The sequence below is a fragment of the Caulobacter sp. FV1ye13L genome (assembly GCF_058681155.1).
In genome coordinates this window covers 2,462,880-2,478,118 of record NZ_CM178732.1, presented here as the reverse complement: position 1 = coordinate 2,478,118, position 15,239 = coordinate 2,462,880, and the positions used below count along the sequence as shown (strand labels likewise).

Here is a 15,239-nt window from a genome sequence, read left to right as displayed (position 1 = left end):
GCTGATTTTATGCCTCGGACGCCACCTTTGCGGGCTCCCAGAGCTCAATCTTGACCCCAGCCGGGTCCAGAATCCAGGCAAAACGACCCATCTCCTCGTCCTGCCGGCCGGTAGGCTCCACGCCCTCGGCCGCGGCCCTGGCCAGCAGGCCGTCCAGGTCATCGACGATGAAATTGATCATGAAGCCCGCCTGAGACGGCTCGAAATACCGGGTGTCGGCCGCGAACGGCGACCAGTTGGTCTGGCCGACTTTCGGATGATCGAACACCGCCCCGCCCCAGTCATGGACCTCGAAGCCCAGCACCCGCGCATACCAGTCGCGGACCGCGACCGGGTCGGCCGCCTTGAAGAATATCCCGCCCAGCCCCAGCACCCTGGCCATGATCAGTCCCCTGTCGCCAGATCGTCGGCCCAAGCCTGCGACCAAGTCATCAGCGGCGCAAGCGCCTCGATCAGGGCCGCTCCCCGCGCCGTCAGGCGATAGCCGGCCTCGGCCGACACGACATCGGCAGCCCGCAGTTCGGCCAGACGGGCATTGAGCGTGCCCGGCGGCAGCTCGGCCGCAGCCTGCAAAGCGCGAAAGGTCAGGACCGCGCCGTCGCGCAGTTCCCAGACGATCCGCAAGGCGCCGCGCCGGCCCACCAGATCCAGCGCGGCCATGACCGGACGCCCCGTGGTCGAGCCGCGCACCGGCTTGCCCGGCAAGGGCGCTTCAATTTCTGTAGCAATCGGCGACTTGGGCATGATACAGATTTTGTAGCAGAAGGAGACCGCCATGTCCGTCCGCATCGCGCCCGCCCGGCCGCCCTACCCCACCACTGTTCAGAAAGCGCTCGACCACCTGAAGACGCCCGGTGATCAACCCCTGTCGCTGTTTCGAACCCTGGCCCGTGACGAGCGCCTGTTCTCGCGCTTCACCGGCGGCGGCCTGCTGGATCCGGGCCATCTGAGCCTGGCCGACCGCGAGATCGTCATCCACCGCATCTGCGCTCTCAATGGCGCGGCCTATGAGTGGGGCGTGCACGCGGCGATTTTCGCGCGCGCCGCCGGTCTGGATGCGACGCGCCTGGCGGCCACCGCCGCGCCGGGAATCGCCGACTGCTGGTCGCCGCACGAGGCGCTGCTGATCGGCTTCTGCGACGCGGTCAACGCCCGGGCCGATATCGACGATGACCTGTGGGCGCGCCTGTCCGAAGCCTTCGACGAGGCGGCGCGGATCGAACTGATCATGCTGGCCGGCTTTTACCGCACGGTCAGCCTGCTGGTGAACGGCCTGCGCCTCGAACCCGAACCGTTCGCCGCGCCGTTTCCCCGGCCCTACCCCCCAACCGGCGACGCCAACGGCTCGCCGTTGAAATAGCAGCGCAGGTTCTCCAGCGTCAGCCCGACCATGGCCGGAATGCTGTCCAGGGTCGCGCCGGCCAGGTGCGGCGTCAGCACCGTGCGGGGCACGCCCTCCCAGCGTCCCGGCGGGGTCGGCTCCTGGTCGAAGACGTCCAGCGCCGCCATGCCCAGGCGGCCGTCCTTGAGGGCGGCGATCAGGGCGTCCTCGTCGACCAGTGAGCCGCGCGCCACATTGACCAGCAGGCCCTGCGGCCCCACGGCCTCGATCACCGCCTGATTGATCATGTGCTGGTTGGTGTCGTCGGGTCGGGCGCAGACCATCAGCACGTCACTGTCGCGGGCCAGGGCCATCAGGCTCTCGGCGCGCGGCCGGTCGGTTTCCTTGGGGCGCGGCGCCCACCAGGAGACCTTCATCTCAAAGGCCTCGCAGCGACGGGCCACCGCCTCGCCGATATGGCCCAGGCCGACGACGCCCACCTTGCGACCGCGCAGGCCGTGTCGGGGCGCCATGCGCTCGGCGTGAGTCCAGCGCCCGGCCCGCAGGCGGTGATCGCCCTCGACGATACCGCGCCAGGCCGCCAGCATCAGACCCACGGCGTGATCGGCGACGTCACCCGCGTTCAGGCCGGTGGAGTGGGTCACCGAAATGCCGCGCCCCTTGCACCAAGGCACATCGACGCCGTCATAGCCGACACTGACACAGGCGATCAGGCCCAGCTGCGGCATCTCCGACAGCAGGTCCTTGCCCAGAGCCATCTCGCCGGCGTGGACGATGGCCCGCACCGACTGACCGGGCCCCTGCAGAAAGACCAGGGGGTCGGGATAGTCCCAGAACCGATGAACCGTATAGCTCCCCTCCAGCAAGGGCTGCAGCGGCAGGAGCATCTCGTGTGAGATCAGGATGTGCGGCTTGTCGGCGGTTTGCGGCATGCGGGTCCTCCATCCCGGTCCAGTGCAGGCCATACGACGCCAGTCACCAGCGGGATTTTTCATCGTGTGCGACAAGCTACCGCAGTTGCCGCGCAGCGCCAGCACCGACTACGCATGGTTAATCCCCGTAGTAGCCGCCGCGTTTTTTGACCGTCATCAATCCCGATTGTCGCGGCTCGGCTAAAACGACGGAACCTGCACTGTTGCGCGTTGTTAGAGGCAAGGAAGCCGTTGCACCGCTTCAGGTGTGGATCGGCAAGGACGCACGTCATGGACCTGCTCATGCACCAGATGACATCCAGCCGGTTCGAACAGATTGACCGGGCGGAAGCCCCGCAGGCTGGATCACGACCTTCGGCCAAACAGGCCTATGACCCATCAAAGCTCCTGATCTCCCTGCACGTTCCCAAGACAGCGGGCACCAGCTTTTGCACCACCCTCAAGACCTGGTTTGGCGAGGACGGTCTGCGCCTCCACTATCGCGACGCGGATGCGGACCCAGTCAGGCACACCGGCATAAGCGCACGAGCCTGTGTCCACGGCCATTTCAACCGCGTGCGCGGCATCGGGGCCCTCGCCTACTACCCCGAAGCCCAGCAGTTCATCACCTTCCTGCGGGATCCGTTTTCCCGGTTTGTCTCCCAATGGCGCTACCTGCATTTTCAGCGTCGTAGCGGACTGCCTGTCCCCGCACTCGACGACAACCCCACCTTTGGCCAATGGTTCGACCGCAGGGCCAAGGCTGCCAGCGAGGGCGAAGATCCGTTTTCATTCCTCGCCCAACTGCCCTGGCCGGTCGCGCCCGACAATGCCGACGGGGCCTTCGACCAAGGCTATATCGCAGTGGGGATCCTCGAGGCCTATGACGCTTCGGTGCGGGTCCTGGCCAAGGCTCTGGGCTTCCAGGCGCCGCAGGAGATCATCCATGTCAATCGGGCCGACGACGCCCATCGCAGCGGCGACCCGACAGAGATCTATGGCGAATGGCAGACGGCGCATCGTGACGCCTTTGCCCTGGAATATGCCGTCTACGAAGCCGGGCGACGCCACCTCTTTGCGGCCCTGCCTGCGGCGGCAGGCCTGAGCAGAGCGGGCGTCTTCTGATCGTGATCAAAAGACACGGCTGAACCCAACTGCGCCCGGGGAGTTCGCATCCGGGCACAAAAAACGGGGTGACCCGTGAGGGCCACCCCGCTTCATCTCAACGCTATGGCCGTACCTTTGCAACCTGACGGGAGCCGTCAGGTTGCAAAGGCGCCTACCGCGCGAACTTCTGGAACTTGATGCGCTTGGGGATCAGGCTGTCGGCGCCCAGGCGGCGCTTCTTGTCTTCCTCGTACATTTCGAAGTTGCCTTCGAACCATTCAACGTGGCTGTCGCCCTCGAAGGCCAGGATGTGGGTGGCCAGGCGGTCCAGGAACCAGCGATCGTGGGAGATGACCACGGCGCAGCCGGCGAACTCTTCGAGCGCCTCTTCCAGGGCCTGCAGGGTTTCGATGTCCAGGTCGTTGGTCGGTTCGTCGAGCAGCAGCAGGTTGCCGCCGGTGGCCAGGGTCTTGGCCAGGTGGACGCGGTTGCGCTCACCGCCCGAGAGAAGACCGACCTTCTTCTGCTGGTCGGCGCCCTTGAAGTTGAAGCTGCCGACATAGGCCCGCGAATTGATCTCGCGCTTGCCTACGATCATCACGTCGGTGCCGCCCGAGACTTCTTCCCAGATGGTCTTGTTGGGATCCAGGGCGTCGCGGCTCTGGTCCACATAGGAGAGCTTCACGGTCTCGCCGACCTTGACCGTGCCCTGGTCGGGCTGCTCGCGGCCGGTGATCAGCTTGAACAGGGTCGACTTGCCGGCGCCGTTGGGGCCGATGACGCCGACGATGCCGTTGGGCGGCAGGCGGAACGACAGGTCCTTGAACAGGACCTTGTCGCCATATTCCTTTTCCAGGCCTTCGACTTCCAGCACCAGATTGCCCAGGCGCGGGCCGGGCGGGATCTGGATGTGGGCCTGGGTCTGGGCGGCGCGGGCGTTTTCCTGCGCCGAGACCATTTCCTCGTAGCTGGCCAGACGGGCCTTGGACTTGGACTGACGGGCCTTGGGGCTGGAACGCACCCACTCGAGTTCGCGGGTCAGGGCGCGCTGGCGGCTGTCGGACTCCGACTGCTCCTGCACCACGCGCTTGGTCTTCTGCTCCAGCCAGCCGGAATAGTTGCCCTCATAGGGCACGCCCTTGCCGCGATCGAGTTCGAGCGTCCACTTGGTGACCTGATCCAGGAAGTAGCGATCGTGGGTGACCAGGATCACGCAGCCCGGGAAGTTTTCGAGGTGGTGCTGCAGCCAGGCCACAGACTCGGCGTCCAGGTGGTTGGTCGGTTCGTCGAGCAGCATGATGTCGGGCTTGCTGAGCAGCAGGCGCGCCAGGGCGATGCGGCGCTTTTCACCGCCCGACAGGTTCTCGATGCTGGAGTCGTTGGGCGGGCAACGCAGGGCGTCGATGGCCATCTCGACCTTGGAGTCGATGTCCCAAAGGTCGCGGGCGTCGATGATCTCCTGGAGCTTGGTCATCTCCTCCATCAGCTCGTCGGAATAGTCCTCGCCGAGCTTGTTGGCGCATTCGTTGTAGCGGTCGAAGATCAGCTTGTCCTCGCAGTCGGCGATGACATTGCCCCAGACGTCCTTGTTCGGGTCCAGCACCGGCTCCTGGGCCAGATAGCCCCGGCGGATGCCCTCGGCGGCCTTGGCCTCGCCCGAGAACTGGTCATCCAGGCCGGCCATGATCTTCAGCAGGGTCGACTTGCCCGAGCCGTTGACGCCGACGACGCCGATCTTGGCGTCGGAATAGAACGACAGCCAGATGTTCTCGAAGATCTTCTTGCCGCCCGGGAACGCCTTGGTCAGGCCTTGCATCTGGAAAATATATTGCTGGGCCATGGGGGCGTCGGTCTCGCTGTCAAAGTTCGGGGGAGGACGGGCGCTGAAATAGCGGTCGGGGGCGGTTTACGCAATGTCGGCGCGCCGAGGCGCCCCAAAGTAAGCTTCACCGTTCTGTCTCAAGACTGTCGGAAACCCGACGCTTTTCCGTCGCGGAGGCGTCGCGGAGCGCTGTTAACCGGGCCGAAGAACCGGCGCGCTCCCCGCACGACCGGGCGAGGGGATAGATCATGAAACATCATCTGATGCTGGGCGCTGCTTCGGCCGCCCTCCTGCTGCTGGCCGCCGCGCCGGCCCTGGCTGCCGATCTGGCGCCGACCGAAGCCGCCGACACCACCGCCGTTGACGCCATCATCGTCATTGGTCAGGGCCAGAGCCGCCAGGTTCAGACCCTGAAGGACGAAGCTATCTCGCTGGAAGCCGCCGGCACCAGCCCGCTGAAGGCCATCGACAAGCTGCCGGGCGTGACCTTCCAGTCGGCCGACGCCTTCGGCGCCTATGAGTGGTCGACCCGCATCTCGATCCGCGGCTTCAACCAGGGCCAGCTGGGCTTCACCCTGGACGGCGTGCCGCTGGGCGACATGAACTACGGCAACCACAACGGCCTGCACATCAGCCGCGCCATCACCAATGAAAACATCGGCCGCGTCGAACTGGCCCAGGGCGCCGGCGCGCTCGGCACCGCCTCGACCAGCAATCTGGGCGGCACGCTGCAGTTCTTCTCGCGCGATCCTTCGGAAGTGCTCGGCGGTCAGATGAACGTGACCGGCGGCTCGGAAGGCATGTACCGGGTGTTCGGCCGCATCGACAGCGGCGCGATCGAACAGCTGGGCGGCCTGCGTGGCTACGCCTCGATCGTCAGCCAGAGCACCGAGAAGTGGAAGGGCGGCGGCGACCAGAAGCAGTTCCAGTACGACCTGAAGGCCGTGCTGCCGCTGGGCGAAAACGGCAGCCTGACCGCCTTCTACAACGGCTCGCAGCGTCGCGAGCAGGACTATCAAGACCTGTCGTTCGAGATGATCAAGCGTCTCGGCCGCAACTGGGACAACACCCAGCCTAACTGGGCCCTGGCCGTGGCCGCCGGTCGCGCCTACCTGACCGGTACGGCTCTGCCCGCGCCGTTCGCCACCGTTGACGACGCCTACTACGCCGGCGCCGGCGTCCGTGACGACGAGCTGTACGGCCTGGCCCTGAAGCTGCCGCTCGGCGAAACCGCCAAGCTCGACCTCAGCGCCTATGGCCACGCCAACCAGGGCCAGGGCCTGTGGTACACGCCCTACGTCCCCAGCCCGGGCTTCGGCACGGTCGGCTCCACCGCCGCCCCGCTGTCGATCCGCACCACCGAATATGACATCGACCGCAAGGGCGTGACCGGCGGCATCACCGTCGATCTGGGCGCGCACGAAGTGGGCATGGGCTTCTGGGGTGAAAAGAACACCTTCAACCAGGCGCGCCGCTACTACGCCGAAACCGCCGCCGCCCCGTCGCGCAACCCGCTCGACTTCCAGGAAAACCCCTTCTTCACCCAGTGGCAGTACCGCTTCGTGACCGACACCCTGGTCGCCCACATCGAAGACACCTGGACCGTCAACGACGCCCTGAAGGTCAATTTCGGCTTCAAGGCCATGGAAGTGACCAACAGCGTCCAGCGCATCGCCGGCAACCCGCTGGCCGGCGAGATCGAGTCGAAGAGCTCGTTCCTGCCGCAGATCGGCTTCGTCTATAAGGCGATGCCGGACCTGGAGTTCTTCGGCGGCTACACCGAGAACATGGCCGCCTACGTTTCGGCCGCCACCTCGGGTCCGTTCGCCTCGCAAAACCAGGCCGCGGTCGACTACATCACCAAGACCCTCGAGCCTGAGACCTCCAAGACCTTTGAAGGCGGTCTGCGCTATCGCACCGACCGCTTCCAGGGCGTCGCGGCTCTCTATCACGTGACCTTCGAGAACCGCCTGCTGGCCGCCAGCACCGCGGCTCCGATCCTGGGCCTGCCCGCCGTTCTGTCGAACGTCGGCGGCGTGGAAACCAACGGCATTGAGCTGGCCGGCGAATACAAGCTGACCGACAACTGGTCGGTCTACGGCGCCTACACCTACAACCAGTCGGAATATCAGGACAACGTCGTCAACGGCTCGGGCGTCGTCACCGCCCGCACCGCCGGCAAGGAAGTGGTCAACACGCCCAAGAACATCCTCAAGGGCGAGCTGAAGTTCGAACTGGCCGGCTTCTATTCGAAGCTGGGCGTCGCCTATACCGGCGAGCGCTACTACACCTACGAGAACATCGGCGGTCAGGTGGACAGCACCACCGTCGCCGACCTGACGCTGGGCTATCGCTTCGACGGCGAGACCTGGGGCAAGGGTCTGGAGATCCAGGCCAACATCACCAACCTGACCGACGAGGACTATATCTCGACCATCGGTTCGGGTGGCTTCCTGAACAATGACGCAGCCGGTACGGGCCAGACGGTCCTGACCGCCCCGCCGCGCCAGTTCTTCCTCTCGATCAAGAAGGCGTTCTAGGCCTCACTTGATCTAGAAACTTGGGGCCGGGAGGCGACTCCCGGCCCTTTGTCGTTCAAGCTGCACCGCAAAACGAGGAAACGTCCGTGACCGATCTCTCCCGTCGCGGGGCCCTGGGCCTGTCAGCCGCCGCCCTGGCCGTCGCTCCCGCCGCGCGCGCCGCCGTCCTGGACGCGCCGCATCCGGCCTTGGGCAAGTCCCTGACCCGCGTCGCCTTCGGGTCCTGCGCCAACCAGGACAAGGACCAGCCGATCTGGGAGGCGATCTTCGAGCAGAAGCCGGACCTGTTCGTCTTCCTGGGCGACAACATCTATGCCGACACCCGCGATCCCAAGGTGATGGCGGCCAAGTATGCGACCCTGGCGGCCAAGCCGCACTTCAAGCGGCTGCGCGACACCACGCCGGTCATCGCCATCTGGGATGACCACGACTTTGGCGAAAACGACGCCGGGGCCGACTATCCGATGAAGGCCGAGAGCCGCCGGCAGTTCTGCGACTTCTGGGGCGAACCCGCCGACTCGCCGCGCCGCACGCGCGACGGGGTCTATGCGGCCTATGTCTTCGGCCCCGCCGGCCAGCGGGTGCAGATCATCCTGCCCGACCTGCGCTGGAACCGCACGCCGCTGGTCGAGAAGACCTTCAAGGGCGGCTACAAGCCCTGGGCCGTGGCGCGCGGCCTGTCGGGCAAGGAGACGCCCGGCCCCTATGACCGCATCGCCGACCTGGACGCCACCATGATCGGCGAGCCGCAGTGGACCTGGCTGGAGCAGCAACTGGCCCAGCCCGCCGACCTGCGGATCTTCGGCTCCAGCCTGCAGGTGCTGGCCGATTTCGCCGGCTGGGAAAGCTGGATCAACTATGCCCGCGACCACCAGCGGCTGTTCGACGCCATTCGCCGCCAAAAGGCCGACCGCCTGATCTGCATCAGCGGCGACACCCACTATGCCGAGGTCTCGCGGCTGGACACCAACGTGCCCTACCCGATCTGGGACGTGACCTCCTCGGGCCTGACCGAGGTCTGGCCCGTCACCCCGCCCAACGCCCTGCGCGTCTCGCCGGTGCTGCGCGAGCGCAATTTCGGGATGATCGAGATCGACTGGAGCGGCCCCGCGCCGGTGGCGACCCTGCGGGTGCATGACGAAAAGGGCGCGGTGAAGATCACGCAGGTGGTGGATACGGCGGGGCTGAAGGTCGGGTGAGATAAGTCCTCCCCCCAGAGGGGGAGGTGTCGGCGAAGCCGACGGAGGGGGAAGTGACCGCTGACTCAATGCGGTCTTCCCCCGCCGGCCTGGCGGCCGCCTCCCCCTTCAGGGGGTGGACTTGCCACCGCCCATCAAACTTTTCCCTGCTGACAACCTCACGGCGTCCCACTAGCGTCCCGCGCCATGATCAGACCCTCGCTTACCGCCCTCGCGGCGTGCCTCGCCCTGACTTCGCCCGTGCTGGCGGAAAAGCTGACCCCCGAACGCATCTTCGCCGATCCCAGCCTGACGGGCCCCATCGCCAAGGGCGTGGCCCTGTCGCCGGACGGCAAGCGCGTCACCTATCTGAAGGCCAAGGCCGAGGCCGCCAATGTCCAGGACCTGTGGGCGGCCGACGTGGCCGGCGGAGAACCCTATCGCCTGATCGACTCCGCCACCCTGTCGTCGGGCGCCAAGGAACTGTCAGAGGCCGAAAAGGCCCGCCGCGAACGGGCCCGCGTCTCGTCGCGCGGCATCGTTGAATACAGCTGGGACAGCCAGGGCCGCTTCATCCTGGTGCCACTGGACGGCGACCTCTATCTGGACAGCGTCGCCGACGGCAAGGTCAGCCGGCTGACCGAAACCCCGGGCGACGAGGTCGACGCCAAGGTCTCGCCTCTGGGCGGCTTTGTCTCGTATGTCCGCGACCAGAACCTCTATCTGAAGCCGGTCAATGGCGGGGCCGAAAAGGCCCTGACCACCGAGGGCAAGGACGCCGTGTCGTTCGGCGTCGCCGAGTTCATCGCCCAGGAAGAGCTGGACCGCTTCAGCGGCTACTGGTGGTCGCCCAGCGAAGGCCACATCGCCTATGCCCGCGTCGATGAAAGCGGCGTCGACATCGTGCCCCGCGCCGATATCGGCCCCGGCGGCGCCACCGTCGTTCTGCAGCGCTATCCCCGCGCCGGCCGTCCCAACGCCGTGGTCGACCTGTTCGTGCGCAACCTGGCCACCGGCCAGGACGTGCAGCTGGATCTGGGCGCGAACAAGGACATCTATGTCGCCCGCGTCGACTGGTCGGCCAATGGCAAGACCGTCTATGTCCAGCGCCTGTCGCGCGACCAGAAGACCCTGGACATCATCGCCTTCGACCCGGCCACGGGTCAGGGCAAGACCGTCCTGATCGAGACCGACCGCCACTTCATCGAAGTGCACGAAGACTTCCGGCCCCTCAGCGATGGCACCTTCCTGTGGTCGTCGGAAAAGTCGGGCTTCAACCACCTCTATCGCCACGCCGCCGACGGCAAGCTGATCGCCCAGATCACCAGGGGCGACTGGCCCATGAACCGGGTCGAGGGCGTAGATGAGGCCCGCAAGGTGGTGATCTTCGGGGCCTCCATCGACACGCCGATCGAGCGCCGCCTCTATGAGGTCTCCTACGCCAAACCCGGAAAGCCCAAGGCCCTGACCCCGGCCGGCGGCTGGTGGACGGCCAAGGTGGCGCCCAACGGCGCCTTTGCCGGCACCTACACCGATCCCAAGACCCCGCCCCAGACCGCGCTCTATGCGCCCGACGGCAAGCGCGTGCGCTGGATCGAGGAAAACCGGCTGGCCGAGGGCCATCCGTACTGGCCCTATGCCTCGACCCTGACCACGCCGGAATACGGAACCCTGAAGGCTGCCGACGGCGAGGCCCTGCACTACGCCCTGCTGAAGCCGGCCGATTTCGACCCGTCGAAAAAGTACCCTGCCATCGTCGCCGTCTATGGCGGCCCGCACGCCCAGAATGTCCGGAAGATCTGGCAGAGCCCGTCGGAACGCACCTATCTCGAAGCCGGCTACCTCGTCTTCCGGCTCGACAACCGTGGCACCGCCAACCGCTCGGCCAGGTTCGCGCGAGCCCTGGATCGCCGCATGGGCACCGTGGAGGTCGACGATCAGCTGGTCGGCGCCAACTATCTGAAAACCCTGCCCTATGTCGACGCCGAGAAGCTGGGCGTGGTCGGCTGGTCGTATGGCGGCTTCATGACCCTGATGATGCTGACCGCCGACGACAGCCCCTTCAAGGCCGGGGCCGGCGGCGCGCCGCCCACCGAGTGGGGCCTGTACGACACCGCCTATACCGAGCGCTACATGGGCAAGCCTGAGGAGAACAAGGACGGCTATGCGCGGTCCGATATCCTCACCCGTCTGGACAGGATGAAGCCCGGCAGCCTGCTGCTGCTGCACGGCATGGCCGATGACAATGTCATCTTCGAAAACAGCACCCGCCTGATCGCGGCCCTGCAGAAAAAGGCCATCCCCTTCGAAATGGCCCTCTATCCCGGCGAGCGCCACAGCGCGCCGGGCAGCAAGACCAAGGGCCTCAGCGTGCTCAAGACGCATCTGGAGTTCTTCGGCCGCAAGCTGAAGGGGCAGTAAGGCCTCTATCGGATCCGTTCGCGGCGCCGCGCCGCGAACGGAAGCTGCGTCAAAACGCCCGCCCGGACTGACTTTTTGTCACAGCCTCAAATCACCAGGCGCCGCCTATCCTGATCAGGACTGATCGAGGACGCCTGATGTTCAAGACCGATGACGCCGTCGAATGGCTGATCCACGCGCTCAAGGACGCCCTGGAGCACGGTAGCGCCTCTGAGTCCGATCTCGAGGACTGGCTGCTGGCGGCCATCTCGCTTGAGGAAATCTCGCTGGAAGACGAACTGGCCACCCGCCAGGCCCGCTCCCTGGGCGCCTGGATGAGCGCGTCGGCCACGGTCCACTGAAACGACCGGACATCAATCCCACTATCCGTCATCCCGGGGCTTGTCCCCGGGACCCATGATTCAGCTTCCACGTGAGCATCGGGGCCTGCTCCGCCCTTGCGGCGGACAAATGGGTCCCGGGGACAAGCCCCGGGATGGCGAGATTTAGGAAAAGGACGGGGACAAACCGCGCCCAATCCCCGTTCTTTTCGAAACAAATCCCAGCCGGATCAACGGCTTGCAAAATAGTTGATCGCGCCTGTCAGACGCGCTGAAACCGCCTGCATAATCGATCTCACCTCAAGGCAAGGGAAGGGACGTCGGCCGGCGACCTGATGGGCCTTGGGGTGTGGTCGAGCGGGAAGCGCTCGCCGCAAGCGTCAGCGGGTGTTGGCTGGCCAACGGTCTTAAGGGGTGACCCTCGTCGCCAAGGTGGCCTGGCCCACCCTGACCGTTCGCCGCCGACATCGACCCGAGGATGCGAGCGGCGATGTCGCAACAGGCATGGGCTGAAATCGCCCATGCGGTCTGGACGGGGTTAGCCGCCCCTCCACCCGTCGGGGGCCTAACGTCGGAAGCGGGTTAAAACCCCGCGCCCCGAGGGCTCACCGGATAACGGCTGCGCGGAGCGTCTGTCTTCGTCGAAACGGTATCAATCTACTCCCTCATCCGGGCGAGGCCCGGACGCTCCGCGACCCTTCCCACCCACTCGGCGGTTTCCCGCGCGAGGTCGCGAGCTTGCGCCCTGGCCTTGGCCACGGGGGGCCGATAGCGGCTGGCGAAGCGGGTCGGGGTGGTCTGAGGGCGCGTGACGGGCTAACACCCTTGCATGGCGCGCACAAAACTAAGCCCTGAGTTTGAAATCGAGGTCGCGGGGGACCCCTACATGTGGCGGCTTCATCGCCAGCCCGGCTGGTCCAGCGACGCCCCCGAGCGGCATGGCATGGCGATCGCCGTGCGTCACAAGGAAGGTCAGCGCGAAGCCGTGATCGAGTTTCCGCCCGGCCCTCAGCCCCGTTACGGCGCGCCGCTGCTGAAGCCCTCGCAGGTCGCCCCGGAACTGGTGGCCAAGGCCATCGCCTCGGCCATCGTGGCGGGATGGGATCCGCTGTCGCGCGGCAAGACCGTGGCCATCATCGTGGATTCGACCGGCGGCTGAGGCCTGCCCTTGACTTCCGTAGCGAAAGAAAACGAACCTCGGGCAAAGCTCCAGGGAATCTTCGCGTGACCACCTATACCGACCTTATCGCCGGCATCACCACGACGGCCTCGGGCCACGCTGCGCATGTCACCGACGACTGGAAACAGGGCCGCACCACCTATGGCGGACTGTCGGCGGCCCTGTGCCTGGAAGCGGCCCTGCGGACCCTGCCCGAGGCCCCGCCCCTGCGCTCGGGCCAGTTCGCCTTCATCGGACCGGCGGCCGGAGAACTGGCCATCGAGACGACAGTGCTGCGCCAGGGCAAGTCGACCCTGTTCGTCGGCGTCGATCTGCTGGGCGAGCAGGGCCTGGCCACCCGCGCCATCCTGACCTTCGGCGCGGCGCGGGAGTCGCTGGTGGCCTATAGCGACCTGCCCTGCCCTGTGGTCGCCCCGCCCGCCGATTGCGAGTTCTTCTTTCCACCGGGCTCGGGCCCGGGCTTTTCGGGCCAGTTCGAGGTCAAGTTGGCCGGCGGGACCCGCCCCCTGTCAGGCCAGCCGCCGGAATATCTGCTCTGGATCCGCCACCGCGATCCGGCCGCGCACTCGCTCTCGGCGCTGGTCGCCCTGGCCGATACGCCGCCGCCACCCGCCATGGCCCTGTTCCCGAAGTTTGGCCCGATCTCGACCATGACCTGGTCGCTCGACGTTGTGGACCTGCCGGCCGAAGACGACGACGGCTGGCGGCTGCTGCGCAGCACGGCCGAGACCATCGGCGACGGCTATTCCACTCAGGGCATGATGCTGTGGGACGGCAGCGGTCGCCCGCTGATCGCCGCACGGCAGAACGTGGCCGTCTTCGTCTGACCACGAAGGATAGGCTTGGCGGCGACAGGGTTTTACCCTCATCCTCCGCCCCGTTCGGCCGCGCTGTGATGTCGGCCCGCGTGAGGATACTCGCATGACCAAGATCGCCTTCCTGGCCGGAGCGGCCGTCGCCGCCCTGCTGGCCACCAGCGCTGCCGCTCAAACCTCGGAAGAGGCGACCAGGGCTTACCTGGACCAGATCAAGGCGAAGAACGACATCCTCCACGCGGTGATCGCCGTGAACCCCGCCGCCCTTGCCGACGCCAGGGCCCGCGACGCCGAACGCAAGGCCGGCAAGGTTCGCTCCGCCATCCACGGCCTGCCGATCCTGCTGAAGGACAATATCGAATCCGCCGAACCGCTGGCCACCACCGCCGGCTCCCTGGCCCTCAAGGACAATGTCACCGGCCGCGACGCGCCGCTGGTCAAGGGTCTGCGGGATTCCGGGGCGGTGATCCTGGGCAAGGCCAACCTGTCGGAATGGGCCAATATCCGCTCGAACAACTCGATCAGCGGCTGGAGCGCCGTGGGCGGCACGGTGCGCAACCCCTATGTGCTGGACCGCAGCGCCTGCGGCTCGTCCAGCGGCTCGGGCGCGGCTGTCGCGGCCGGTCTGGCCTGGGCGGCCATCGGCACCGAGACCGACGGCTCGATCACCTGCCCCGCCGCGATCAACGGCCTGGTGGGCCTCAAACCCACCGTCGGCCTGGTGTCGCGCACCCACATCGTGCCGATCAGCCACAGCCAGGACACGGCCGGCCCGATGACCACGACGGTCGAGGACGCCGCCAGGATCCTGACCGCCATCGCCGGCTCTGATCCCGCCGACGTCGCGACCAAGGCCGCCGACAGCCACAAGACCGACTATGCCAAAGGCCTGTCGAAAGACGCCCTGAAGGGCGTCACCCTGGCCGTGGCGCGGTTCTACACCGGCTATTCGCCCAAGACCGACGCGGTCTTCGAGCAGGCCCTGGCCGACCTGAAGGCCCAGGGCGCGACCCTGGTCGAGGTCAAGGACTTCGATGAAGGCCCGATCGGCATGGCTGAGGGCGTGGTGCTCTATACCGAGCTGAAGGTCGACCTGGCCGCCTATCTGGCCTCGACCGATCCGAAGAAGGTCCCCAGCCGCACGCTGGCCGACCTGATCGCCTTCAACAAGGCGACGCCCCACGAGTTCGAATGGTTCGGCCAGGAGAGCTTCGAGAAGGCCGAAAAGACCAAGGGCTACAGCGATCCCGACTACATCAAGGCCCTGGCGGATTCCAAGCGGCTGGCCGGTCCCGAGGGCATCGACAGGATCCTCAAGGAGGCCGGCGCCGTCGCCATTGTGGCCCCGACCACCGGCCCGGCCTGGACCATCGATCCGCTGAACGGCGACAACTATGGCGGCTCGTCGACCACCCTGCCCGCCGTGGCCGGCTATCCGCACCTGACCGTGCCGATGGGCCAGGTCACCGGCCTGCCGGTGGGGCTGTCGTTCATCGGCCCGGCCTGGAGCGAGAAGCTGCTGCTGAACCTGGGCTACGCCTATGAGCAGGCCACGATGAAGCGCAAGGCCCCGACCTTCCTGAAGACGATCGCGCCGTAAGGC

Annotated in this window: 13 protein-coding genes and 1 pseudogene; 10 read left to right on the top strand and 4 right to left on the bottom strand. The window is 66.5% G+C overall.

Annotated elements, in window-relative coordinates:
* Positions 1 to 7: 7 nt before the first annotated feature.
* Together ACW176_RS11875 and ACW176_RS11870 are read right to left on the bottom strand one after the other, a co-directional pair.
* Positions 8 to 382 (bottom strand): VOC family protein, encoded by a 375-nt coding sequence (locus ACW176_RS11875; RefSeq protein ID WP_492109272.1) that lies wholly within the window; start codon positions 380 to 382, stop codon positions 8 to 10.
* Positions 383 to 384: 2 nt separating this feature from the next.
* Positions 385 to 744 carry a winged helix-turn-helix transcriptional regulator gene (locus ACW176_RS11870; protein ID WP_492109271.1) on the bottom strand — a complete coding sequence of 120 codons (360 nt, stop codon included), beginning with the start codon at positions 742 to 744 and terminating at the stop codon, positions 385 to 387.
* 31 nt (positions 745 to 775) lie between these two features.
* Here ACW176_RS11870 and ACW176_RS11865 point away from each other — a divergent pair.
* Both ACW176_RS11865 and ACW176_RS11860 read left to right on the top strand, forming a co-directional pair.
* Positions 776 to 1,105: pseudogene (locus ACW176_RS11865) on the top strand (carboxymuconolactone decarboxylase family protein); the annotation flags it as partial.
* On the top strand, positions 1,091 to 1,360 hold the full coding sequence (locus tag ACW176_RS11860; protein ID WP_492111922.1) for a carboxymuconolactone decarboxylase family protein: 270 nt from the start codon (positions 1,091 to 1,093) through the stop codon (positions 1,358 to 1,360). The pseudogene ACW176_RS11865 and the gene ACW176_RS11860, both read left to right, overlap by 15 nt.
* On the opposite strand, the gene ACW176_RS11855 is transcribed toward ACW176_RS11860, so the two are convergent.
* Positions 1,318 to 2,274, bottom strand: a complete 957-nt coding sequence (locus ACW176_RS11855) for a 2-hydroxyacid dehydrogenase (RefSeq protein ID WP_492109270.1) — start codon at positions 2,272 to 2,274, stop codon at positions 1,318 to 1,320. The two genes, ACW176_RS11860 and ACW176_RS11855, sit on opposite strands and share 43 nt — an antisense overlap.
* A gap of 270 nt (positions 2,275 to 2,544) precedes the next feature.
* On the opposite strand from ACW176_RS11855, the gene ACW176_RS11850 reads away from it, so the two are divergent.
* Positions 2,545 to 3,378 (top strand): sulfotransferase family 2 domain-containing protein, encoded by an 834-nt coding sequence (locus ACW176_RS11850; protein WP_492109269.1) that lies wholly within the window; start codon positions 2,545 to 2,547, stop codon positions 3,376 to 3,378.
* Between the two features lie 154 nt (positions 3,379 to 3,532).
* On the opposite strand, the gene ettA is transcribed toward ACW176_RS11850, so the two are convergent.
* The gene (gene ettA / locus ACW176_RS11845) at positions 3,533 to 5,200 is read right to left on the bottom strand and encodes an energy-dependent translational throttle protein EttA (RefSeq protein WP_492109268.1); all 1,668 of its coding nucleotides are present in this window, start codon (positions 5,198 to 5,200) and stop codon (positions 3,533 to 3,535) included.
* A 230-nt stretch (positions 5,201 to 5,430) separates the two neighbouring features.
* On the opposite strand from ettA, the gene ACW176_RS11840 reads away from it, so the two are divergent.
* From ACW176_RS11840 to ACW176_RS11810, 7 genes are all read left to right on the top strand, one after another.
* A complete protein-coding gene (locus ACW176_RS11840) occupies positions 5,431 to 7,722 on the top strand; it encodes a TonB-dependent receptor (RefSeq protein ID WP_492109267.1) in 2,292 nt (763 codons plus the stop codon).
* Positions 7,723 to 7,808: 86 nt separating this feature from the next.
* Positions 7,809 to 8,921, top strand: a complete 1,113-nt coding sequence (locus tag ACW176_RS11835; RefSeq protein WP_492109266.1) for an alkaline phosphatase D family protein — start codon at positions 7,809 to 7,811, stop codon at positions 8,919 to 8,921.
* A 186-nt stretch (positions 8,922 to 9,107) separates the two neighbouring features.
* Positions 9,108 to 11,321 (top strand): S9 family peptidase, encoded by a 2,214-nt coding sequence (locus tag ACW176_RS11830; protein ID WP_492109265.1) that lies wholly within the window; start codon positions 9,108 to 9,110, stop codon positions 11,319 to 11,321.
* 137 nt (positions 11,322 to 11,458) lie between these two features.
* Entirely contained in the window at positions 11,459 to 11,662 is a 204-nt protein-coding gene (locus tag ACW176_RS11825; RefSeq protein WP_492109264.1) for a hypothetical protein, read from the top strand.
* A gap of 865 nt (positions 11,663 to 12,527) precedes the next feature.
* Entirely contained in the window at positions 12,528 to 12,800 is a 273-nt protein-coding gene (locus ACW176_RS11820) for a hypothetical protein (protein ID WP_492057836.1), read from the top strand.
* A 65-nt stretch (positions 12,801 to 12,865) separates the two neighbouring features.
* Positions 12,866 to 13,648, top strand: coding sequence for a thioesterase family protein (locus ACW176_RS11815; protein ID WP_492109263.1), 783 nt, complete (start codon positions 12,866 to 12,868; stop codon positions 13,646 to 13,648).
* Positions 13,649 to 13,742: 94 nt separating this feature from the next.
* The gene (locus tag ACW176_RS11810) at positions 13,743 to 15,236 is read left to right on the top strand and encodes an amidase (protein WP_492109262.1); all 1,494 of its coding nucleotides are present in this window, start codon (positions 13,743 to 13,745) and stop codon (positions 15,234 to 15,236) included.
* Positions 15,237 to 15,239: the final 3 nt, after the last annotated feature.